This is a genomic window from Achromobacter sp. MFA1 R4, assembly GCF_900156745.1.
Lineage (GTDB): Bacteria > Pseudomonadota > Gammaproteobacteria > Burkholderiales > Burkholderiaceae_B > Achromobacter.
This window is the reverse complement of sequence record NZ_LT707065.1, coordinates 3,992,090-4,009,873: the sequence shown is the minus strand read 5'-3', so window position 1 is coordinate 4,009,873 and position 17,784 is coordinate 3,992,090. Positions and strand designations below refer to the sequence as shown.

General features: G+C 66.8%; 14 protein-coding genes. 6 read left to right on the top strand and 8 right to left on the bottom strand.

Annotated features, from left to right (window positions below; genetic code table 11):
• Positions 1–13: 13 nt before the first annotated feature.
• From BXA00_RS18265 to BXA00_RS18250, 4 genes are all read right to left on the bottom strand, one after another.
• Entirely contained in the window at positions 14–412 is a 399-nt protein-coding gene (locus tag BXA00_RS18265; RefSeq protein WP_076519887.1) for an ectoine synthase, read from the bottom strand.
• On the bottom strand, positions 409–1,716 hold the full coding sequence (ectB, locus tag BXA00_RS18260) for a diaminobutyrate--2-oxoglutarate transaminase (RefSeq protein ID WP_076519886.1): 1,308 nt from the start codon (positions 1,714–1,716) through the stop codon (positions 409–411). Before ectB ends, BXA00_RS18265 begins: the two co-directional genes overlap by 4 nt.
• Before the next feature lie 125 nt (positions 1,717–1,841).
• Positions 1,842–2,402 (bottom strand): diaminobutyrate acetyltransferase, encoded by a 561-nt coding sequence (gene ectA / locus BXA00_RS18255; protein WP_076519885.1) that lies wholly within the window; start codon positions 2,400–2,402, stop codon positions 1,842–1,844.
• Complete coding sequence (locus BXA00_RS18250) at positions 2,399–2,947, bottom strand: MarR family winged helix-turn-helix transcriptional regulator (protein WP_076519884.1); 549 nt, start codon at positions 2,945–2,947, stop codon at positions 2,399–2,401. The genes ectA and BXA00_RS18250 overlap by 4 nt, the downstream gene beginning before the upstream one ends.
• A gap of 294 nt (positions 2,948–3,241) precedes the next feature.
• Here BXA00_RS18250 and BXA00_RS18245 point away from each other — a divergent pair, with 294 nt between their 5' ends.
• The 4 genes from BXA00_RS18245 (at position 3,242) to BXA00_RS18230 (ending at position 9,483) form a co-directional block, all read left to right on the top strand.
• Positions 3,242–4,174 (top strand): MurR/RpiR family transcriptional regulator, encoded by a 933-nt coding sequence (locus BXA00_RS18245; RefSeq protein ID WP_076519883.1) that lies wholly within the window; start codon positions 3,242–3,244, stop codon positions 4,172–4,174.
• A 50-nt stretch (positions 4,175–4,224) separates the two neighbouring features.
• A complete protein-coding gene (locus BXA00_RS18240) occupies positions 4,225–5,565 on the top strand; it encodes an aspartate aminotransferase family protein (RefSeq protein WP_076519882.1) in 1,341 nt (446 codons plus the stop codon).
• Between the two features lie 156 nt (positions 5,566–5,721).
• The gene (locus BXA00_RS18235) at positions 5,722–6,726 is read left to right on the top strand and encodes a TAXI family TRAP transporter solute-binding subunit (RefSeq protein ID WP_076519881.1); all 1,005 of its coding nucleotides are present in this window, start codon (positions 5,722–5,724) and stop codon (positions 6,724–6,726) included.
• A 138-nt stretch (positions 6,727–6,864) separates the two neighbouring features.
• A complete protein-coding gene (locus BXA00_RS18230) occupies positions 6,865–9,483 on the top strand; it encodes a TRAP transporter fused permease subunit (protein WP_076519880.1) in 2,619 nt (872 codons plus the stop codon).
• Between the two features lie 4 nt (positions 9,484–9,487).
• Here BXA00_RS18230 and BXA00_RS18225 read toward each other — a convergent pair whose 3' ends face one another.
• From BXA00_RS18225 to parE, 4 genes are all read right to left on the bottom strand, one after another.
• The gene (locus BXA00_RS18225; protein ID WP_076519879.1) at positions 9,488–10,687 is read right to left on the bottom strand and encodes a DUF418 domain-containing protein; all 1,200 of its coding nucleotides are present in this window, start codon (positions 10,685–10,687) and stop codon (positions 9,488–9,490) included.
• A gap of 76 nt (positions 10,688–10,763) precedes the next feature.
• Positions 10,764–13,094 carry a DNA topoisomerase IV subunit A gene (parC, locus tag BXA00_RS18220; protein WP_076519878.1) on the bottom strand — a complete coding sequence of 777 codons (2,331 nt, stop codon included), beginning with the start codon at positions 13,092–13,094 and terminating at the stop codon, positions 10,764–10,766.
• A 45-nt stretch (positions 13,095–13,139) separates the two neighbouring features.
• Positions 13,140–13,739: a YcxB family protein gene (locus BXA00_RS18215; protein WP_076519877.1), complete on the bottom strand. Its 600-nt coding sequence runs from the start codon at positions 13,737–13,739 to the stop codon at positions 13,140–13,142.
• On the bottom strand, positions 13,739–15,700 hold the full coding sequence (parE, locus tag BXA00_RS18210; protein ID WP_076519876.1) for a DNA topoisomerase IV subunit B: 1,962 nt from the start codon (positions 15,698–15,700) through the stop codon (positions 13,739–13,741). The genes BXA00_RS18215 and parE overlap by 1 nt, the downstream gene beginning before the upstream one ends.
• A 323-nt stretch (positions 15,701–16,023) precedes the next feature.
• On the opposite strand from parE, the gene trxA reads away from it, so the two are divergent.
• Both trxA and rho read left to right on the top strand, forming a co-directional pair.
• On the top strand, positions 16,024–16,350 hold the full coding sequence (gene trxA / locus BXA00_RS18205; RefSeq protein ID WP_006218534.1) for a thioredoxin TrxA: 327 nt from the start codon (positions 16,024–16,026) through the stop codon (positions 16,348–16,350).
• 117 nt (positions 16,351–16,467) lie between these two features.
• A complete protein-coding gene (gene rho / locus BXA00_RS18200) occupies positions 16,468–17,727 on the top strand; it encodes a transcription termination factor Rho (RefSeq protein WP_043541410.1) in 1,260 nt (419 codons plus the stop codon).
• Positions 17,728–17,784: the final 57 nt, after the last annotated feature.

Genomic DNA, 17,784 nt, shown 5'->3' with positions numbered 1-17,784 from the left:
GAACCTCCTATTTTCAGGCCGCGACGGCGTCGGGTAGCGCGTAGACACCATGCTCGTCGTGCACTTCCTGGCCGGTCAGCGGCGGATTGAAGACGCAGATGACGCGCAGCGGCTCCTTGCCGCCGCACAGCCAGTGCTCGTCGTGTTCGTTCAGCGCGTAGACCACGCCGGGGCCCAGTTCATACTTTTTGCCGTCGGCAATGGTCTCGATCGAACCGTCGCCCTCGATGCACCACACCGCTTCAAGGTGGTTCTTGTAGTGGATGTGCGTGCGGCCGCCCGGAAAAATGGTGGTCTCATGGAAAGAAAAGCCCATGCCATCCTTCTTGAGCAGCACGCGGCGGCTGACCCAGGTGTCGGTGCGGACTTCGTCGGCGGTGCCGATCACATCTTTGACATTGCGTACGATCATTGACGTTTTCCTCCAAATTTCAGGATGCGGGCGGACTGCCCCTCATCGGCCAGCGCTTCGGCCACGCTGGCCTCGATCAGATCCAGGCCCTTGGCCAGCAGGTCTTCCTCGATCGTCAGCGCGGGCAGCAGCTTGAGCACTTCGTCATGCGCGCCCGAGGTTTCGATCACGACGCCCTTCTTGAACGCGCATTGGGCGATGCGGTTGGACAGCGCCGGGGTGGTGTTGGACACCAGGCCCTGGATCAGGCCGCGGCCGCGCGCCGACAGGCCGGCGTTGGGATAGCTATGCACCAGGTTTTCGAGCCAGTCGCCCACCAGGCGCTCCTTGCGCTGGATGTCGGCGGTGAACGCGGTGTTGGTCCAGTAGGTTTCCAGTGCCTGGGTCGCGGTGACGAAGGCAAGGTTGTTGCCGCGGAACGTGCCGCTGTGGGCGCCCGGCTTCCAGATGTCCAGCTCGGGCTTCATCAGCACTAGGGACATCGGCAGGCCAAAGCCCGAGAGCGACTTCGACAGCGTGATGATGTCGGGACGGATGCCGGCGGCCTCGAAGCTGAAGAACGTGCCGGTGCGGCCGCAGCCGACCTGGATGTCGTCCACGATCAGCAGCATGTCGTGCCGCTTGCACAGCTTTTCCAGCTCTTTCAACCAGCGCAGCGTGGCCACGTTGACGCCGCCTTCGCCCTGCACCGTTTCCACGATGACGGCGGCCGGCTTGTCCAGGCCGCTGCTCGGATCTTCCAGCATGCGTTCCAGGTACGACATGGTGTCCACGTCCGGACCGAAGTATCCGTCGTAGGGCATGAACGTCGTGTTGCCCAGCGCGTAGCCGGCGGCGTCGCGAAACTTCATGTTGGCCGTGGCGGCCAGCGAGCCGCCGGTGACGCCGTGAAAACCATGCGTGAACGAGATCACATTGGGACGGCCCTTGACCTGGCGCGCGATCTTCAGCGCGGCTTCGACGGCGTTGGTGCCGGTCGGGCCGGTGAATTGCAGCGTGTACTGCCAGTTGCGCGGCTTGAGCAGCACGCGATCCACCGTCTCAAGGAAACGCTTCTTCGCGCTGGTGGCCATGTCCAGGCCATGGACGACGCCGTCCGCCTGCACATACTCCAGCAGCTTTTCCTTGAGAACAGGATTGTTGTGGCCGTAGTTCAGCGTGCCTGCGCCGCTGAAGAAGTCGATGTATTCGGCGCCATCCTCATCGATGAGCGTCGAGCCCCGGGCCTGATTGAATATCACGGGAAACGACCGGATGTAGCCCCGCACTTCAGACTCCATACGGTCAAAGATCTTCAAGTCCATGATTAATCCTCCCTTTTCATCTCATAAATTGACAGACGGCCAGCTCCCCTCCGGGTGCGTCAGGCGCATCCGGACGGTGTGAACCATCCCGGTAAATCGATAAGCCCGACCGGCTTGCGGCGTCCCTAGGGGGACGGCAAGGTGAACGGACCTATCCTCAACAGCATCTCGTCGTCGTGATCCGCGCCGCCGAAGAGTTGCCGGTCGAAGAACGGCTGCTCGGAGACATGGGCGCCCACCTCGGCGGCCAGGCCGGCGAAGGTGCGGCGCGAAGCCTGGTTGTCAGGCCCCACCGTGGTTTCAAGATAGCGGACATGCGCCAGGTTCTTGCGCTGCAAGAGCTCCCGGAGCATGGCGCGGCCAAGGCGATGGCCGCGAGCGCGGGCGTGCACCGCAACCTGCCAGACGAACAGCACGTCTGGACGGGACGGGTCCACATAAGCGGAAATAAAACCATTGATGCGTCCCCCGGCGCTTTCAGCCAGGACGCAGGTGTCGCGAAAGTGCTCGCACAGGAGCAGGTACGCGTAGAGGGAATTCAGGTCGAGTGGCGGGCACTCGGAAATGAGGCGGTGGATGGCGGCGCCGTCTTTGCGGTCGGGCAGACGCATGGTGTGGGTCTGCGCGCTGACCGCCGGCGCCACGGCACTTGAGAGTGTGGGGGTGTCCAGTTCGTTTTTCTTCATGCAACGATTCCCGATTCTGGTGGTGCCCCGCCCGTGGGCACTTCAAGGATGGGCGACGACACGTCGCCATGCGTGTCGACTGCGGCCTGACCATCCTGTTCCATGAGCGCCACGATGCGCTCCAGGGACAGGGTGATGGTGGCCTGTTCCAACTCCGGCAAGGCATTGAGCGCGTCGGCCAGGTGCTTTTGCAGCGGCGACGGCGCGCCTTGCGCCAATTCACGTCCCGCCTCGGTGGCGGTGACGAACACGATGCGGCGGTCTTCACGACCGCGCTCGCGGCGGATCAAGGCCTTGTCTTCAAGGCGATCCAGGATGCCGACCACGGTGCTGGGACTGACGTGCATCTCGCGGCTGATCGCCGTGGCCGTCATGGGCCCGTTGGCGATCACCGTGCGCAGGCACATCAATTGCGGCGCGGTGATGTGGCTGACCGCGGACAACTGGCGCGAATGCAGGGCGATCGAACGCGTGATGCGGCGCAGGGCTCGCAAAATGCGCAGGTCGTACTGCTGTGAGGTTTCGATTTTCGCGGCGTCAGTCATGGTTGCGGGTGGTTCGGACAAAATCATTTCTACACGAATCATATGCGCCCAATTAATTCGAGTCAAACAAAAAGGCGCCGCGCGATGTAAATAAATGAACGCGGATTTGCCGAGGATCGCTGCAGTATGGGCGCACTTATGGGGTGCCGGCGGGGTTGCCGGGGCGGGTGCCGGGCTGTCGCGACAGGGGCCGGACGCAGCGCAGCACAGGGGGAAGCCCCTATAAAAAACATATGTTTTGTTTCATTGATTTTATTTATCATATGTTTTTTAACGCCCCCTCTCCCCGCCCTCATGTCCCTGCCGTCATCCCTGCTCGCCACACTTCAGGAAAAGCTGGAGCAATTGCCCCCCGAGCTGCAGCGGGCAGCGCATTGGGTGGTGGCGCATCCCGCGGAGGTGGGCCTGTGGTCGATGCGGCGCCAGGCGCAGGCACTGGGCGTGGCGCCGGCCACGATGCTGCGACTGGCGCGCGCGGTCGGCTACGCCAGCTACGAAGACTTCCGCCAACCCTTTCAACAGGCGCTGGTGGGGCACGGACAGCCCGGCCTGCGCGACCGCGCCGCCGCGTTGCAGGCCGCGGCGGGCGACCCCGCCGAGCCCGGCCCCGATGTCCTGACCGACTACCAGGTCCAGGCCATGTCCTCGGTGTGCACGCTGAACCCGCCCGCCGCGTTCGACGCGGCGGTGCAGACACTGCTCGAAGCCCGGCAGGTCGGATTCCTGGGAACGCGCTCGGCCTTCGGCATCGCGTTCCAGATGCGCTACGCCTACCAGCTTGTGCGGCGCAACAGCGTCCTCATCGACGGACTGGGCGGCGCGCCCGCGGAGCAGACCGACAACCTGGGCCCGGAAGATGCGCTGATCGTCATCTCGCAGGCGCCCTACCCCACCGCGACGGTCCAGCTCGCGCGCCAGGCGGCGCAGCGCGGCGTCGCCCTCGTTGCGCTGACCGACGACCCGCTCTCGCCGCTGGCCGTGGACGCGCGCCACACGCTGCGCTTTGCGCCGCCCGACCGCGACGGCGTGCAGGCGCGCCCCGCGCGCCAGGGCCCGGGCTCGTTTTTCCACACCACCGCGGGCCTGCTGGGACTGGCTGAACACCTGATCGCCCGGCTGACCGCGCGCGGCGGCGATGCCGTCCTGAACCGCCTGACCGAGGTGGAGGCGCGCCTGCGCGCGGACAACGTCTACTGGAGCGGCGCGCCTGCGCGCCGGCCCGGCTGAGGCCCGGGGCCGCAGCCGTTCTCAACCCTTGATCCATGGAAAACCGCAGCATGAGTCAGACACACGTCCTGCATCGTTCCCTACGCCAAACCCCTCCCGTCGCCGTGCGCGGACAGGGCGTCTGGATCCATGACAGCGCTGGCCGCGCCTATCTCGACGGCTCGGGCGGCGCCGCGGTGTCCTGCCTGGGTCACAATCACCCGGACGTGCAGGCCGCCATGCATGCCCAGATCGATGCGCTGGCCTACGCCCATACCGGCTTTTTCACGACCGACGTCGCCGAACGGCTGGCCGACCGTCTGGTGGCGGATGCGCCGGCGGGCACCTCGCACGCCTACTTCGTCTCCGGCGGCTCCGAAGCCGTGGAAGCGGCCTTGAAGATGGCGCGCCAGTATTTCGTGGAAATCGGCCAGCCGCAGCGCCGGCACATCATCGCGCGCCGGCAGAGCTATCACGGCAACACGCTCGGCGCCCTGGCGGTCGGCGGCAATGCGTGGCGCCGCGCGCAGTTCGCGCCGCTGCTGATCGACGTGGCGCACGTGTCGCCCTGCTACGCCTACCGCGACCAGCGCGACAACGAAAGCGCCGAACAATACGGCGAACGGCTGGCGCAGGAGCTGGAGGAAACGATCCAGCGGCTGGGGCCCGACAGCGTGATGGCGTTCGTGGCCGAGCCGGTGGTCGGCGCGACCGTCGGCGCCGTGACGCCGGTGCCCGGCTACTTTCGACGCATCCGCGAGGTCTGCGACCGCCACGGCGTGCTGCTCATCGCCGACGAGGTGATGTGCGGCATGGGCCGCACCGGCACGCTGTACGCCGTCGAACAGGAGGACGTGACGCCCGACCTCATCACCATCGCCAAGGGCCTGGGCGGCGGCTACCAGCCGATCGGCGCGGTCATGGCGCAGGGTCGCATCGTCGACGCCATGCAGCAGGGCAGCGGCTTCTTCCAGCATGGCCATACCTACCTGGGCCATGCGATGGCCTGCGCGGCCTCGCTGGCGGTCCAGGACGTGATCCGCCGCGACAACCTGCTTGAACGGGTGCGCGTCCAGGGCGCCGGCCTGCGGCAACGGCTGGAGGCCGCGCTGGGCAACCATCCGCATGTGGGCGATATCCGCGGACGCGGCCTGTTCATGGGGGTGGAACTCGTGCGGGACCGCGCCACCAGGCAGACCTTCGACCCGGCGCTGGCGCTGCACGCGCGCGTCAAGCGCGAAGCCATGGCCCGCGGCCTGATGGTGTATCCGATGGGCGGCACCATCGACGGCCGCCAGGGCGACCACGTGCTGCTCGCGCCTCCCTTCATCATTTCCGACGATGAACTGGACCAACTGACGGAAAGGCTCGCCGGCGCGATCGACGCGGCGATAGCCCACTCCGGCGCCTAGGCGCCGCCTGCGCGCGCGACGGCGGGTTCCGCGCGCGCCGCCCGCCGACAGCGGGCACGTGATGATTCAGCACAGGGCAATCCGCGGCTCGCGGGCTGCCAACACCGCCGGCACAGACCGGCAATCACACGGGGAAAACCCCCAAAAGGAGTTTGCATGACCAGGTCTTTCAAACACCCCTTGGGCCATCGCAATGCCTGGACGCTCGCCGCGGCGGGCCTGGCGACGGCATTGCTGTCCACGGCGCCGGCTCCGGCCGCCGCCCAGCAGAAGTTCGTCAGCATCGGAACGGGCGGCGTCACCGGCGTCTACTATGCGGCGGGCGGCGCCATCTGCCGCCTGGTCAACAAGGACCGCGCCAACCACGGCATCCGCTGCTCGGTCGAATCGACCGGCGGTTCGGTCTTCAATGCCAACACCATCAAGGCCGGCGAGCTTGACCTGGGGGTCGTGCAATCCGACGTCGGCTTCAATGCCTACAACGGTGAAGGCCAGTTCAAGCAGGCAGGCGCCTTCACCAAGCTGCGCTCGGTCTTTTCGATCCATCCCGAGCCGTTCACCGTCGTGGCGCGCAAAGAGTCCAACATCAAGGGATTCGAAGACTTCAAGGGCAAGCGGTTCAACGTGGGCAATCCGGGATCGGGCACGCGCGCGTCGATGGAAGAGCTGCTGGCCACGATGGGCTGGACGATGAAGGATTTCTCGCTCGCGTCGGAGCTGCGCCCGGACGAGCATGGCTCGGCGCTGTGCGACGGCAAGATCGACGGCTTCTTCTATGGCGTGGGCCACCCGTCCGCCAACATCCAGGATCCCACGACGAGCTGCGGCGCGAAGCTCGTGCCGTTGACCGGCCCGGCCGTGGACAAGCTGGTTGAAAAGTACCCCTACTACGCCCACGCCACGATTCCAGCTGGGCTGTATCCGGGCAATCCGCAAGCGACCCAGACCTACGGCGTCACCGCCACCTTCGTCACCTCGGCCGACGTGCCCGAGGCCACGGTCTACATCGTGGTCAAGGCTGTCTTCGACAACTTCGACGATTTCAAGAAGTTGCATCCCGCCTTCGCCAACCTGAAGGCCGCCGACATGGTGAAGAACGGCCTGTCCGCGCCCCTGCATCCGGGCGCCGCGAAGTACTTCAAGGAAAAGGGCCTGCTCTAAGGCCCGTCGCAGCCGCGCCCGCGGCCCCGGAGGCATCCGCCTCGGGCCGCGGGCGCCGTCCTTGCGCGCGCCTGGCGCGCGGGGCGGCTCATCGCGCGCCAACGCGTCGGCGCGCGCCACGATACGCAGGGGAATTTCATGACAAACGAGTCGCACACGCCGACCCCGAACCTGGAACAGCTGGTCGCCGACGCGGACCGCGGCGGCCGCGACGCGCGCGGCATGGCCGGCGCCACGCTGGCCGCCGGCGCGCTGCTCTGGTCCTTCTTCCAGCTCTGGTACGCCTCGCCGATCCCGTTCTCGTTGAACTGGGGCATCTTCAACGACACCGAGGCGCGCGCGCTGCACCTGGGCACCGCCATGTTCCTGGGCTATCTCGCCTATCCGGCCAGCAAGCGCTCCGCCCGCGACCGCATGCCCTGGTATGACTGGGTGCTGGCCCTGGCGGCGGGCTTTTGCGGCAGCTATCTTTATGTCTTCTACAACGAGCTGGCGGCCCGGCCCGGCCAGCCGACGCCGCTGGACGTGGGCACCGCCGTGATCGGCCTCGCGCTGCTGCTGGAAGTGACCCGCCGGGCGCTGGGCCTGCCCATGACGGTGCTGGGCCTGGTGTTCGTGGCCTATGCGCTGGCCGGTCCGTGGCTGCCCGACGTGCTGGCTCACCGCGGCGCATCGCTCGAACGGCTGATGTCGCACATGTGGCTCACCACCGAAGGCGTCTACGGCGTGGCGCTGGGCGTATCGGTGTCGTACATCTTCATCTTCGTACTGCTGGGCTCCATGCTCGACAAGTGCGGCGCCGGCAACTACATGATGCAGGTGTCGTTCGCGCTGTTGGGCCACCTGCGCGGCGGGCCCGCCAAGGTGGCGGTCATGTCCTCGGCGGTGAACGGCCTGGTGTCCGCATCGTCCGTCGCCAACGTGGTGACCGGCGGCATCTTCACCATCCCGCTCATGAAGAAGGCGGGCTATGGCGGCGTGCGCGCCGGCGCGATCGAAACGGCGTCCTCGGTCAATGGCCAGATCATGCCGCCCGTCATGGGCGCCGCCGCGTTCCTGATGATCGAGTACGTGGGCATCCCCTATGCCGACATCATCCGCCACGCCATCCTGCCCGCCGCGATCTCGTACGTCGCGCTCTTCTACATCGTCCACCTGGAAGCGCTGAAGCTGGGCATCCAGCCGATGATGGCGTCGGGCCCCGCCCGCACGCCGCTGCAAAAGCTGGCCGGTTGGGGCATGGGCATCAGCGGCACGCTGCTCGTGATGGGCGCGGTCTACGGAATCGGCACGGGCGTGCAGGCGCTGGCCGGGCAGGCGGCGACGCCGATCCTGCTGGTCCTCCTGGCGGTCCTTTACGTGTGGCTGCTGCGCGTGGCCGCCCGCCACCCCGACTTGCCGCAGGACATCGACATCAATCATCCCGTGCGCCCCCAGCCGTGGCCCACGGTGCGCGCCGGCCTGTACTTCCTGATTCCGATCGGCATCCTGGTCTGGTGCCTGAGCGTGGAGCAGTTGTCGGCCGGCCTGTCGGCCTTCTGGGCCGCGATGGCGATGCTGTTCCAGATGGTCACGCAGCGTCCGATCCTGGCCTGGTTCCGCAAGCAGCCGGCCGCGCCCGCCTGGCGCCAGGGTTGGCGCGACGCCGTCGGGGGCCTGCAGGACGGCGCGCGCAACATGATCGGCATCGCCATCGCCTGCGGCACCGCCGGGCTGATCGTCGGCGCCATCACGCTGACCGGGCTGGGCCTGCGCATGACGGCCTTCGTCGAACTGGTGTCGATGGGCAATGTGCTGCTGATGCTGATCTTCACCGCGGCGGTCTGCCTGGTCCTGGGACTGGGCATGCCCACGACGGCCAATTACATCCTGATGGCGACCCTGATGGCGCCCGTGGTGGTGGAGTTGGGCGCGCAGAACGGCCTGGTCATTCCGCTGATCGCCGTGCACATGTTCGTGTTCTATTACGGCATCATGGCCGACATCACGCCGCCGGTAGGGCTGGCCACCTTCGCGGCCGCCGCCATCTCCGGCGAGGACCCGATCAAAACGGGCATCCAGGGCGTTACCTACGCGGCGCGCACGGCCATCCTGCCGTTCATGTTCGTCTTCAACCCCACGCTGCTGCTGATCGACGTGAACTACGGCTGGGAGCTGGCGCTGGTGGTCGCGGGCGCCACGCTGGCGTCGCTGACCTTCGCCGCCGCCACCATGCGATGGTTCAGGGTCCGCTGCACCCTGGCGGAAGTCGCGGTGCTGCTGTTGGTCACGTTCATGCTGTTCCGGCCCGACTGGTTCATGGACCATTTCGCGCCCAGCCATGAAAGCCGGCCGGCGTCCGAGATCCAGGCCACGGCAGCCGCCCTGCCCGACAACGGCCGGCTGACCGTGGTGCTCAAGGGTCTGAACCTGGAAGGCGACGAGTTGACCAAGACGGTGGCGGTCGCCCTGCCCGCGCTTGAAGCGGGCGGCGGCGGCGCCGACGCCGGGCGCAAGCGGCTGGCCGAAGCCGGCTTGACGCTGATGCGCCTGGGCGACCAGATCCAGATCGGCGGGGTGCGCTTCGGCAGCCGCGCGCAACGCGCAGGCTGGGAACAGGGATGGGACGTGGTCAGCGTGAAGGCGCCCAACCCGCACCGCTGGTCCGATTTCTGGGTCTACCTGCCCGCGATGGCGTTGCTGGCGGGCATGTGGGCCTGGCAGGGCCGGCGCGACGGCGGCACGCCGCAAGGCCGGTTGCGCACCCGGGCGGTCTAGACGGTCAACCCTGCACGCGCCGCCAGGCCGGCCACGCGCCGATGGTGAGCGCGCGCAGGAACCACTCCACGGGGCCGTAGGCGTGCCGGCGCAGCCACCAGGCGGACAGCGGCATCTGCACGGCGCAGATCGCGACGGCGATGACAAACGCGGCCAGCGGCGAGACGGCGGCGTACAGGCGCAGCCCCCATGCCGTGAAAAGCCAGGCGCAGACCACGGACTGCATCAGGTAATTGCTCAGGGCCATGCGGCCCGCGGGCGCCAGCCACTCGCCCAGGCGCCGGCCTGGGCCCGTGCGCAGCGCGAGCAGGAACGCCGCTGCGTAGGAAAGGCTCAGTAACGGCGCGGTGAAAAGGCCCACGGCCAGCCCCGGCAGTTCCCACACCACGCGGGCCTGGGGCAAGGCGCTGGTCGCGTAGGCCGCGGCCCCCGCCAGCCCGGGCAACAGGCCCAGCGCGCACAACAGCCCCAGCGCGCGGGGCGAACGCCAGGGATCCGCCAGCGCATTGCGCCGGCCCAGCGCGTAGCCCGCCAGGAACATGGCAAAGGCGAACGGCCCCTGCACGAACAGCAACGTGAACCAGACGGTCTCGGAGAGCTCTTTGATGTGTTGCGCGATCGTGGTGCCGATGGTGCCGCGGTATGCCTGGATCGAGGCCAGCGCCTCGGCCTTGTATTGGGCGCCATAGTCCGCCGGCGCGGGCCCCAGCAGGCTCAACGCGCCCAGGATCAGCCACGCCGCCGACGCCAGCGCGATCAGCCACAGGGCGCGGCGCAGCGCGCGGCCCGGGTCCATGCGCCGGCATAGCAGCAGCGCCAGGCCCAGCAAGGCGTAGGTCACCAGGATGTCGCCCTGGTAGAAGAGGATCGCGTGGGCCAGGCCCAGCACGGCCAGTCCGACAAGCCGGCGCAGGAAACGCGGCGCGAACGCCGCGCCGGCGTGTTCGGCCGCCGCCATCTGCAGCGTGAAGCTGTAGCCGAACAGGAAGGAGAACAGCAGGTAGAACTTGGTCTCGAACAGCCAGGCGACGAACCAGCGGACCGTCACGTCCAGCGGACTGGACCAGGCCGGGTCCGGCACGCCCGCGCCATAGAACGGAAACGCGAGCACGCCGATGTTGACGACGAGGATGCCGAAGAGCGCAAAGCCGCGCAGGGCATCGACATGCGCCAGCCTGGGCTGGCGGGCAGCCGCGCCGCTCATGCGTGCCCTTGGCGGCGCGGGCGGCGCAAGGGGCGCGCGCCGCCTGCCGGCTCGGGCATCAGGCGGCGCGCCCGGTTCAACCCAGCACCGGGGACAGCAGCGGCTGCTTGGGCCGCACGTCCAGCGCCCGGCCCTTGCGCGCGCGCTTGCCGACGTAGACCGCCAGCGCGGCGCCGACCAGGATGTCTTCGGTCATCTTGTTGCGGTAGATGCCTGTGGCGCGCAATCCCAGCGGACCGATGGGCACAGTCTGGTCGAGCTTGTCCGCGCCGTCCAGCCCCATCAGGATGGTGCCGCGTCCGCCGCCAGACAGCGACTTGACCTCGTCCAGCCCGAACACCAGGAACTTGCCCTTCTGCGACAGCAGCGCCAGTTGCACGGCGCCTGCAAACAGCGGCACCGGACGCAGCAGTTCGTCGCCCTCTTCGAGCGTGATGAACTGCTTGCCCGCCCGCTGGCGGCTGACCATGTCCGACAGCTTGGCCGCGAAGCCATAGCCGCCGCGCGTGGCCAGCAGCCAGCGGCTGTCGCTGGCGGCCGCGATCGTATGGACGATGCGCGTGCCGGATTCGAGGTCGATCATGGTGGTGACCGGCTGGCCGTCGCCGCGCGCGGACGGCAGGCCGGACACCGGGACCGAATAGACCCGGCCATTGTCGCCCACCGCGATCAGCGTGTCGGTGGTGCGGCACTCGAAAGCGCCGTAGAGGTCGTCGCCCTGCTTGAAGCCGAATTGCGCGGCATCGTGGCCGTGGCCCTGGCGGGCGCGCAGCCAGCCCTTCTGCGAGACGATCACGGTGACCGGCTCGTCCAGCACCTTGGTTTCGAGCACGGCGCGCTCGGCGGTCTCGATCAGGGTGCGGCGGTCGTCGCCATACTGCTTGGCGTCGGCCTCGATTTCCTTGACCAGCAGGCGCTTGAGCGTCGTGGGGTTGTCCAGCAGCTCCTGCAGGGAAACCTGTTCCTTGCGCTTGTCAGCCAGCTCCTGTTCGATCTTGAACCCTTCCAGGCGCGCGAGCTGGCGCAGGCGCATTTCCAGGATGTCCTCGGCCTGGCGCTCGGACAGCTTGAAGCGTTCCATCAGCGCGGCGCGCGGCTCGTCGGATTCGCGGATGGTCTGGATGACCTCGTCCACGTTCAGGTAGACGACCATGCGCCCTTCCAGCACGTGGATCCGGTCGATGACCTTGTCCAGGCGAAAGCGCGTGCGGCGCACCACCGTGTTGGTGCGGAACGCCAGCCATTCGACCAGGATGTCGCGCAAGCCCTTCTGGCGCGGCCGGCCATCGGTGCCGATGCACACCAGGTTGACGGACGAACTGCCTTCCATGCTGGTCTGCGCCAGCAGCGTGTTGACGAATTCGTCGCGGTCCACACGCGAGGTCTTGGGTTCGAAGACCAGGCGCACCGCAGCGTCCTTGCCGGACTCGTCGCGCACGGCGTCCAGCAGGTTGAGCATGACGGCCTTGGACTGCGTCTGCTCGGGCGTCAGGCTCTTCTTGCCCGTCTTGACCTTGGGGTTGGTGATTTCCTCGATTTCTTCCAGCACCTTCTGGCAGGAGGTGCCGGGTGGCAGTTCGTTGACCACGAGCTGCCACTGGCCGCGCGCCAGTTCCTCGAATTGCCAGCGCGCGCGCACCTTGAGCGACCCGCGGCCGCCACCGTAGATCTGCGCGATGTCGGCCGCCGGCGTGATGATCTGGCCACCGCCCGCGAAGTCCGGGCCGGGGATCATTGCGTACAGTTCCTCGTCCGGCAACTGCGGCTGCTTGATGAGCGCCACGCACGCCTGGGCGACTTCACGCAGGTTGTGCGGCGGGATCTCGGTGGCCATGCCCACGGCAATGCCCGAGGCGCCGTTGAGCAGCATCACCGGCAGCCGCGCGGGCAGCATCTGCGGCTCTTGCTGGCTGCCGTCGTAGTTGGGCACGAAATCGACGGTGCCTTCGTCCAGCTCGTCGAGCAGCAGCTTGGCGATGGGGGTCAGGCGCGCTTCCGTGTAACGCATGGCGGCGGCGTTGTCGCCGTCGCGCGAGCCGAAGTTGCCCTGGCCGTCGATCAGGGGATAGCGCAGCGAAAAATTCTGCGCCATGCGCACCATGGCGTCGTAGGCGGCCTGGTCGCCGTGCGGATGGTATTTACCCAGCACGTCGCCGACGACGCGCGCGGACTTCACGGGCTTGGCGCCGGCGCCCAGTCCCATCGCCTGCATGGCGAAAAGGATGCGGCGCTGGACGGGCTTTTGTCCGTCGCCCACGTCGGGCAAGGCGCGGCCGCGCACCACGGACACCGCATAGTCCAGATAGGCCTGCTCCGCGTAGCGCGCCAGCGTGATGGCGGCGTTGTCATCGCCATCGCCGCCGGGCGGGTTGGAGTCGAACAGGCCGGGTTGATTGCTGTCGGTCATGATGGTTTCAGGTAGACAATTTCATCGAAACGGCGCCAATGCGCCTCAGGCGGACGCGGCCATGAGCTGCGTGTCGGCGACGTGCGCGCGCAATTGGGCGCGCACCGCCTGCAGCGTGGTGGCGTCCTGCCCGCGCTTGGGAATGATCACGCCCTGCAGGGTGCCGAGGATGACGTACAGGTGTTCCGGGGTTTCCTCGACCCGGCGCACGTCGGTCCAGTCCATGCGCCCGGAGGCGGTGGCTGTGGTGTCCGTGACGCCCTCGGGGCCGAAGTCCAGCTCGTGCCGGCCGAGATACAGCGTGTCGGGCTGCCTGGCCAGCATGCGGCGCGTGTTCATCCTCACGAGGCCGGGCAGCAGGTATTCATAGGACAGCGCCAGCAAGGCCAGGATGCCCAGCCCCACCGCCAGCCCCTGGAAGTACACGGGCAGCAGCAGGCCCCAATTGGGCCCCTTGCCGTCCCACGTCTGCCACATCAGGTAGGCAAGCAGGGCCACGATCATCAGGATCGCAAAGCGCAGATGGGACCGGTAACGGCGGCGGCGCAGTTCCGGCCGCTTGTACACATAGGCGGCAAAATCCGCGTAGTCGTCGGCGGTCAGGTCGACGACCATGCGGGCTTGCCCGGGCGCGGACGGCGTCATCAGATGTCGAGCTCCGCCAGGTTGCCCTTTTCCTCGATCCACGCGCGGCGTTGCGAGGATTCGCCCTTGCCCATCAGCATGTCGAACATGCGGGTGGTGTCGTCGGGTGTCTGGTCGCCGTAGCCCACCGGCAGCAGGCGGCGCGTGTCGGGGTTCATGGTGGTTTCCCAGAGCTGCTCGGGATTCATTTCGCCCAGGCCCTTGAACCGGCTGACCGACCAGGCGCCTTCGCGCACGCCTTCCTTGCGCAGCTTGTCCTGCGCGGCCTCGAGTTCGCCTTCGTCAAGACAGTAGATCTTGCGGGCGGGGCGCTTGCCCTGCGCCGGCACGTCCAGGCGGAACAGCGGCGGCTTGGCGACGTAGACGTTGCCCGCCTCGACCAGCTTGGGGAAGTGCTTGTAAAAGAGCGTCAGCAGCAGCACCTGGATGTGCGAGCCGTCGACGTCCGCGTCGGACAGGATGCAGATGCGGCCATAGCGCAGGCCGGACAGGTCGGGGGTATCGCCGGGACCGTGGGGGTCCACGCCGATGGCGACCGAGATGTCGTGGATTTCATTGTTGGCGAAGAGACGGTCGCGATCGACCTCCCAGGAGTTCAGCACCTTGCCGCGCAGCGGCAGGATGGCCTGGAACTCCTTGTCGCGTCCCATCTTGGCCGAGCCGCCGGCCGAGTCGCCCTCGACCAGGAACACTTCGGTGCGGGTGGCGTCGCTGGATTCGCAGTCGGTCAGCTTGCCGGGCAGCACGGCCACGCCGGAACTCTTGCGCTTTTCGACCTTTTGCGCCGACCGTTGGCGCGCCTGCGCCTGACGGATGGCCAGCTCCGCCAGCTTCTTGCCATATTCGACGTTGCTGTGCAGCCACAGGTCCAGCGCGCTCTTGGAGAAACCGCCGACCAGACGCACGGCGTCGCGGCTGTTCAGGCGCTCTTTGATCTGGCCCTGGAATTGCGGATCCAGCACCTTGGCCGACAACACGAAGCTGGCGCGGGCGAACACGTCTTCGGGCAGCAGCTTCACGCCCTTGGGCAGCAGGCTGTGCAGCTCGGCAAAGCCCTTGACCGCGCCGAAGAGGCCTTCGCGCAGCCCGGATTCATGGGTGCCGCCCGCGGGCGTGGGAATGAGGTTGACGTAGGACTCGCGCACGGCGTTGCCGTCCTCGGTCCAGGCCACCACCCATTGGGCGCCCTCGCCTTCGGCGAAGTTCTCGTGGTCGGCGCCGGCGTACTGTTCGCCTTCGAAGAACGGCACCATTAGTTCCGCGCCGGCCAGGGCCTCGGCCAGGTAGCCGCGCAGGCCGTCCTGGTACTGCCAGGTCTTGGTGTCCCCGGTTTTCTCGTTGACCAGCGTGACCTTCACGCCCGGCAGCAGCACGGCCTTGCTGCGCAGCAGGTGCGTCAGTTCGCCCAGCGGGATGTTCGGGCTGTCGAAATATTTGGCGTCGGGCCAGACGCGCACGCGAGTGCCGGACTTCTTGCGGCCGCCCTGGTCGTAGGGCGCCAGGGGTTCGGCGACGTCGCCGCCCTTGAACACCAGGCGGTTCACGGCGTTGTCCCGCCAGACGACGACTTCCAGACGGGTGGCCAGCGCGTTCGTGACGGACACGCCCACGCCGTGCAGGCCGCCGGAGAAGGCGTAGGCGCCGCCGCCGGCCTTGTCGAACTTGCCGCCCGCGTGCAGGCGCGTGAAGACCAGTTCGACGACGGGCGCGTTCTCTTCGGGATGCAGGCCGACGGGGATGCCGCGCCCATCGTCCTCGACGGACACGCTGCCATCGGCGTGCAGCGTGACCTGGATCTGTTTGCCGTAGCCGGCCAGGGCCTCGTCTGCGGCGTTGTCTATGACCTCCTGCACGACGTGCAGGGGGTTTTCGGTGCGGGTGTACATGCCCGGGCGCTGGCGCACGGGCTCCAGCCCCTTCAGGACGCGGATGGACGCCTCGTTGTAACGTGGAGTGGCCAAGTTATCCCCAACATCTGTGGAAAAAAACCGACATTTTACGGACAAGCCTAGATTCTGCGCGGCTCCGGGTGGGATGCGCACGACCTGACCAAGTCCGATTTCGGTAGGATGATGACAGTCACGACCGGCACACCGGGGTTCAGTGACCCGGATCGCGACGGCCGCGCCGCAACATCCTACACAAATCCAGCAAACCCTGTTGTTATTAACAGTGGTATGCCTGTTGTTATTGACAGTGGTATGCTTGAGCCCATTCCACAAACAAGAACAACGGCAAGGCGCGTCTTAACGCGCCTTTTGCTGCCGAACCGAGAATCACCATCATGAGCGACCAAATCAAGAACGTCAGTGACGCGAGCTTCGATGCCGATGTGTTGAAATCCGGCCAGCCGGTGCTGGTGGACTACTGGGCTGCCTGGTGCGGCCCCTGCAAGATGATTGCCCCGATCCTGGAAGAAGTCGCCACCGAATACGCGGGTCGCCTGACGATCGCGAAACTGAACGTGGACGAAAACCAGGGCACGGCCACCAAGTACGGCATCCGCGGCATTCCTACCCTTATGCTCTTTAAAGACGGCCAGGCGGCCGCCACCAAGGTTGGCGCGCTGTCGAAGTCGCAACTCACCGCATTCCTGGACGGCGCGTTGTAAACCGCGTGCTGTAAACGAAGGCGCCGCCGCTGAGGCGGCGCTCATTCAGTACCGCGCGAGCCCGTCCGTGGCGCGCCGCCAGAGCCCTCCTTTACTTTTCCCCCAACACTCACCGCGATGCACCTCAACGAACTGAAGGCGCTGCACGTCTCGCAGCTGCTCGAAATGGCCGCTGGCCTGGAAATCGAGAACGCCAACCGCCTGCGCAAGCAGGAACTGATGTTCGCCATCATGAAGCGGCGCGCCAAGCAAGGCGAGCAGATCTTCGGCGACGGCGTCCTGGAAGTCCTGCCCGACGGCTTCGGTTTCCTGCGCTCGCCGGAAACCTCGTATCTGGCCAGCACCGACGACATCTACATTTCTCCGTCGCAGATCCGCCGTTTCAACCTGCACACCGGCGACTCCATCGAAGGCGAAGTGCGCACCCCCAAGGATGGCGAGCGCTATTTCGCGCTGGTGAAGGTGGACAAGGTCAACGGCGTGGCGCCCGAGGCGATCAAGCATCGCATCATGTTCGAGAACCTGACGCCGCTGCACCCGAACCGCGTCATCCGCCTGGAACGCGACATCAAGAGCGAGGAAAACCTCACCGGCCGCATCCTCGACGTCTTCGCCCCCATCGGCATGGGCCAGCGCGGCCTGATCGTCGCCAGCCCCAAGTCCGGCAAGACGGTGATGATGCAGCACATCGCGCACGCCATCACCACCAATTACCCCGACGCGGTCATGATCGTCCTGCTGGTCGATGAGCGCCCCGAGGAAGTGACCGAAATGCAGCGCACGGTGCGCGGCGAAGTGGTGGCCTCCACCTTCGACGAGCCCGCCACCCGTCACGTGCAAGTGGCCGAAATGGTCATCGAAAAGGCCAAGCGCCTGGTCGAAATGAAGAAGGACGTCGTGATCCTGCTGGACTCGATCACCCGTCTGGCCCGCGCGTACAACACCGTCGTGCCGGCCTCCGGCAAGGTGCTGACCGGCGGCGTGGACGCCAACGCCCTGCAGCGCCCCAAGCGCTTCTTCGGCGCCGCGCGCAACCTGGAGGAAGGCGGCTCGCTGACCATCCTGGGCACCGCGCTGATCGAAACCGGCAGCCGCATGGATGAAGTCATCTATGAAGAATTCAAGGGCACCGGCAACTCCGAAGTCCACCTCGAGCGCCGCCTGGCCGAAAAGCGCGTCTACCCGTCCATCAACCTGAACAAGTCGGGCACCCGCCGCGAAGAGCTGCTGATCGCCCCCGACCTGCTCCAGAAGGTGTGGGTGCTGCGCAAGTTCATCCACGACATGGACGAAGTCCAGTCCATGGAGTTCATCCTGGACAAGATGCGCGCCACCAAGACCAATGCCGAATTCTTCGACATGATGAAGAAGAAGTAAGCAGGCCGTCCGCGCCCGCAAGCGCCGAAGCCGCCCTCGCAGGGCGGCTTTTCATTG

Excerpts from the sequence above, each read along its gene's own strand:
- BXA00_RS18240 (WP_076519882.1), top strand. The coding sequence starts at position 4,225 with ATGAGTCAGACACACGTCCTGCATCGTTCCCTACGCCAAACCCCTCCC.
- trxA (WP_006218534.1), top strand. The coding sequence starts at position 16,024 with ATGAGCGACCAAATCAAGAACGTCAGTGACGCGAGCTTCGATGCCGAT.
- ectA (WP_076519885.1), bottom strand. The coding sequence starts at position 2,402 with ATGAAGAAAAACGAACTGGACACCCCCACACTCTCAAGTGCCGTGGCG.
- BXA00_RS18225 (WP_076519879.1), bottom strand. The coding sequence starts at position 10,687 with ATGAGCGGCGCGGCTGCCCGCCAGCCCAGGCTGGCGCATGTCGATGCC.
- BXA00_RS18250 (WP_076519884.1), bottom strand. The coding sequence starts at position 2,947 with ATGACTGACGCCGCGAAAATCGAAACCTCACAGCAGTACGACCTGCGC.
- BXA00_RS18235 (WP_076519881.1), top strand. The coding sequence starts at position 5,722 with ATGACCAGGTCTTTCAAACACCCCTTGGGCCATCGCAATGCCTGGACG.
- BXA00_RS18230 (WP_076519880.1), top strand. The coding sequence starts at position 6,865 with ATGACAAACGAGTCGCACACGCCGACCCCGAACCTGGAACAGCTGGTC.
- rho (WP_043541410.1), top strand. The coding sequence starts at position 16,468 with ATGCACCTCAACGAACTGAAGGCGCTGCACGTCTCGCAGCTGCTCGAA.
- parC (WP_076519878.1), bottom strand. The coding sequence starts at position 13,094 with ATGACCGACAGCAATCAACCCGGCCTGTTCGACTCCAACCCGCCCGGC.
- BXA00_RS18215 (WP_076519877.1), bottom strand. The coding sequence starts at position 13,739 with ATGACGCCGTCCGCGCCCGGGCAAGCCCGCATGGTCGTCGACCTGACC.
- BXA00_RS18265 (WP_076519887.1), bottom strand. The coding sequence starts at position 412 with ATGATCGTACGCAATGTCAAAGATGTGATCGGCACCGCCGACGAAGTC.
- ectB (WP_076519886.1), bottom strand. The coding sequence starts at position 1,716 with ATGGACTTGAAGATCTTTGACCGTATGGAGTCTGAAGTGCGGGGCTAC.
- BXA00_RS18245 (WP_076519883.1), top strand. The coding sequence starts at position 3,242 with ATGTCCCTGCCGTCATCCCTGCTCGCCACACTTCAGGAAAAGCTGGAG.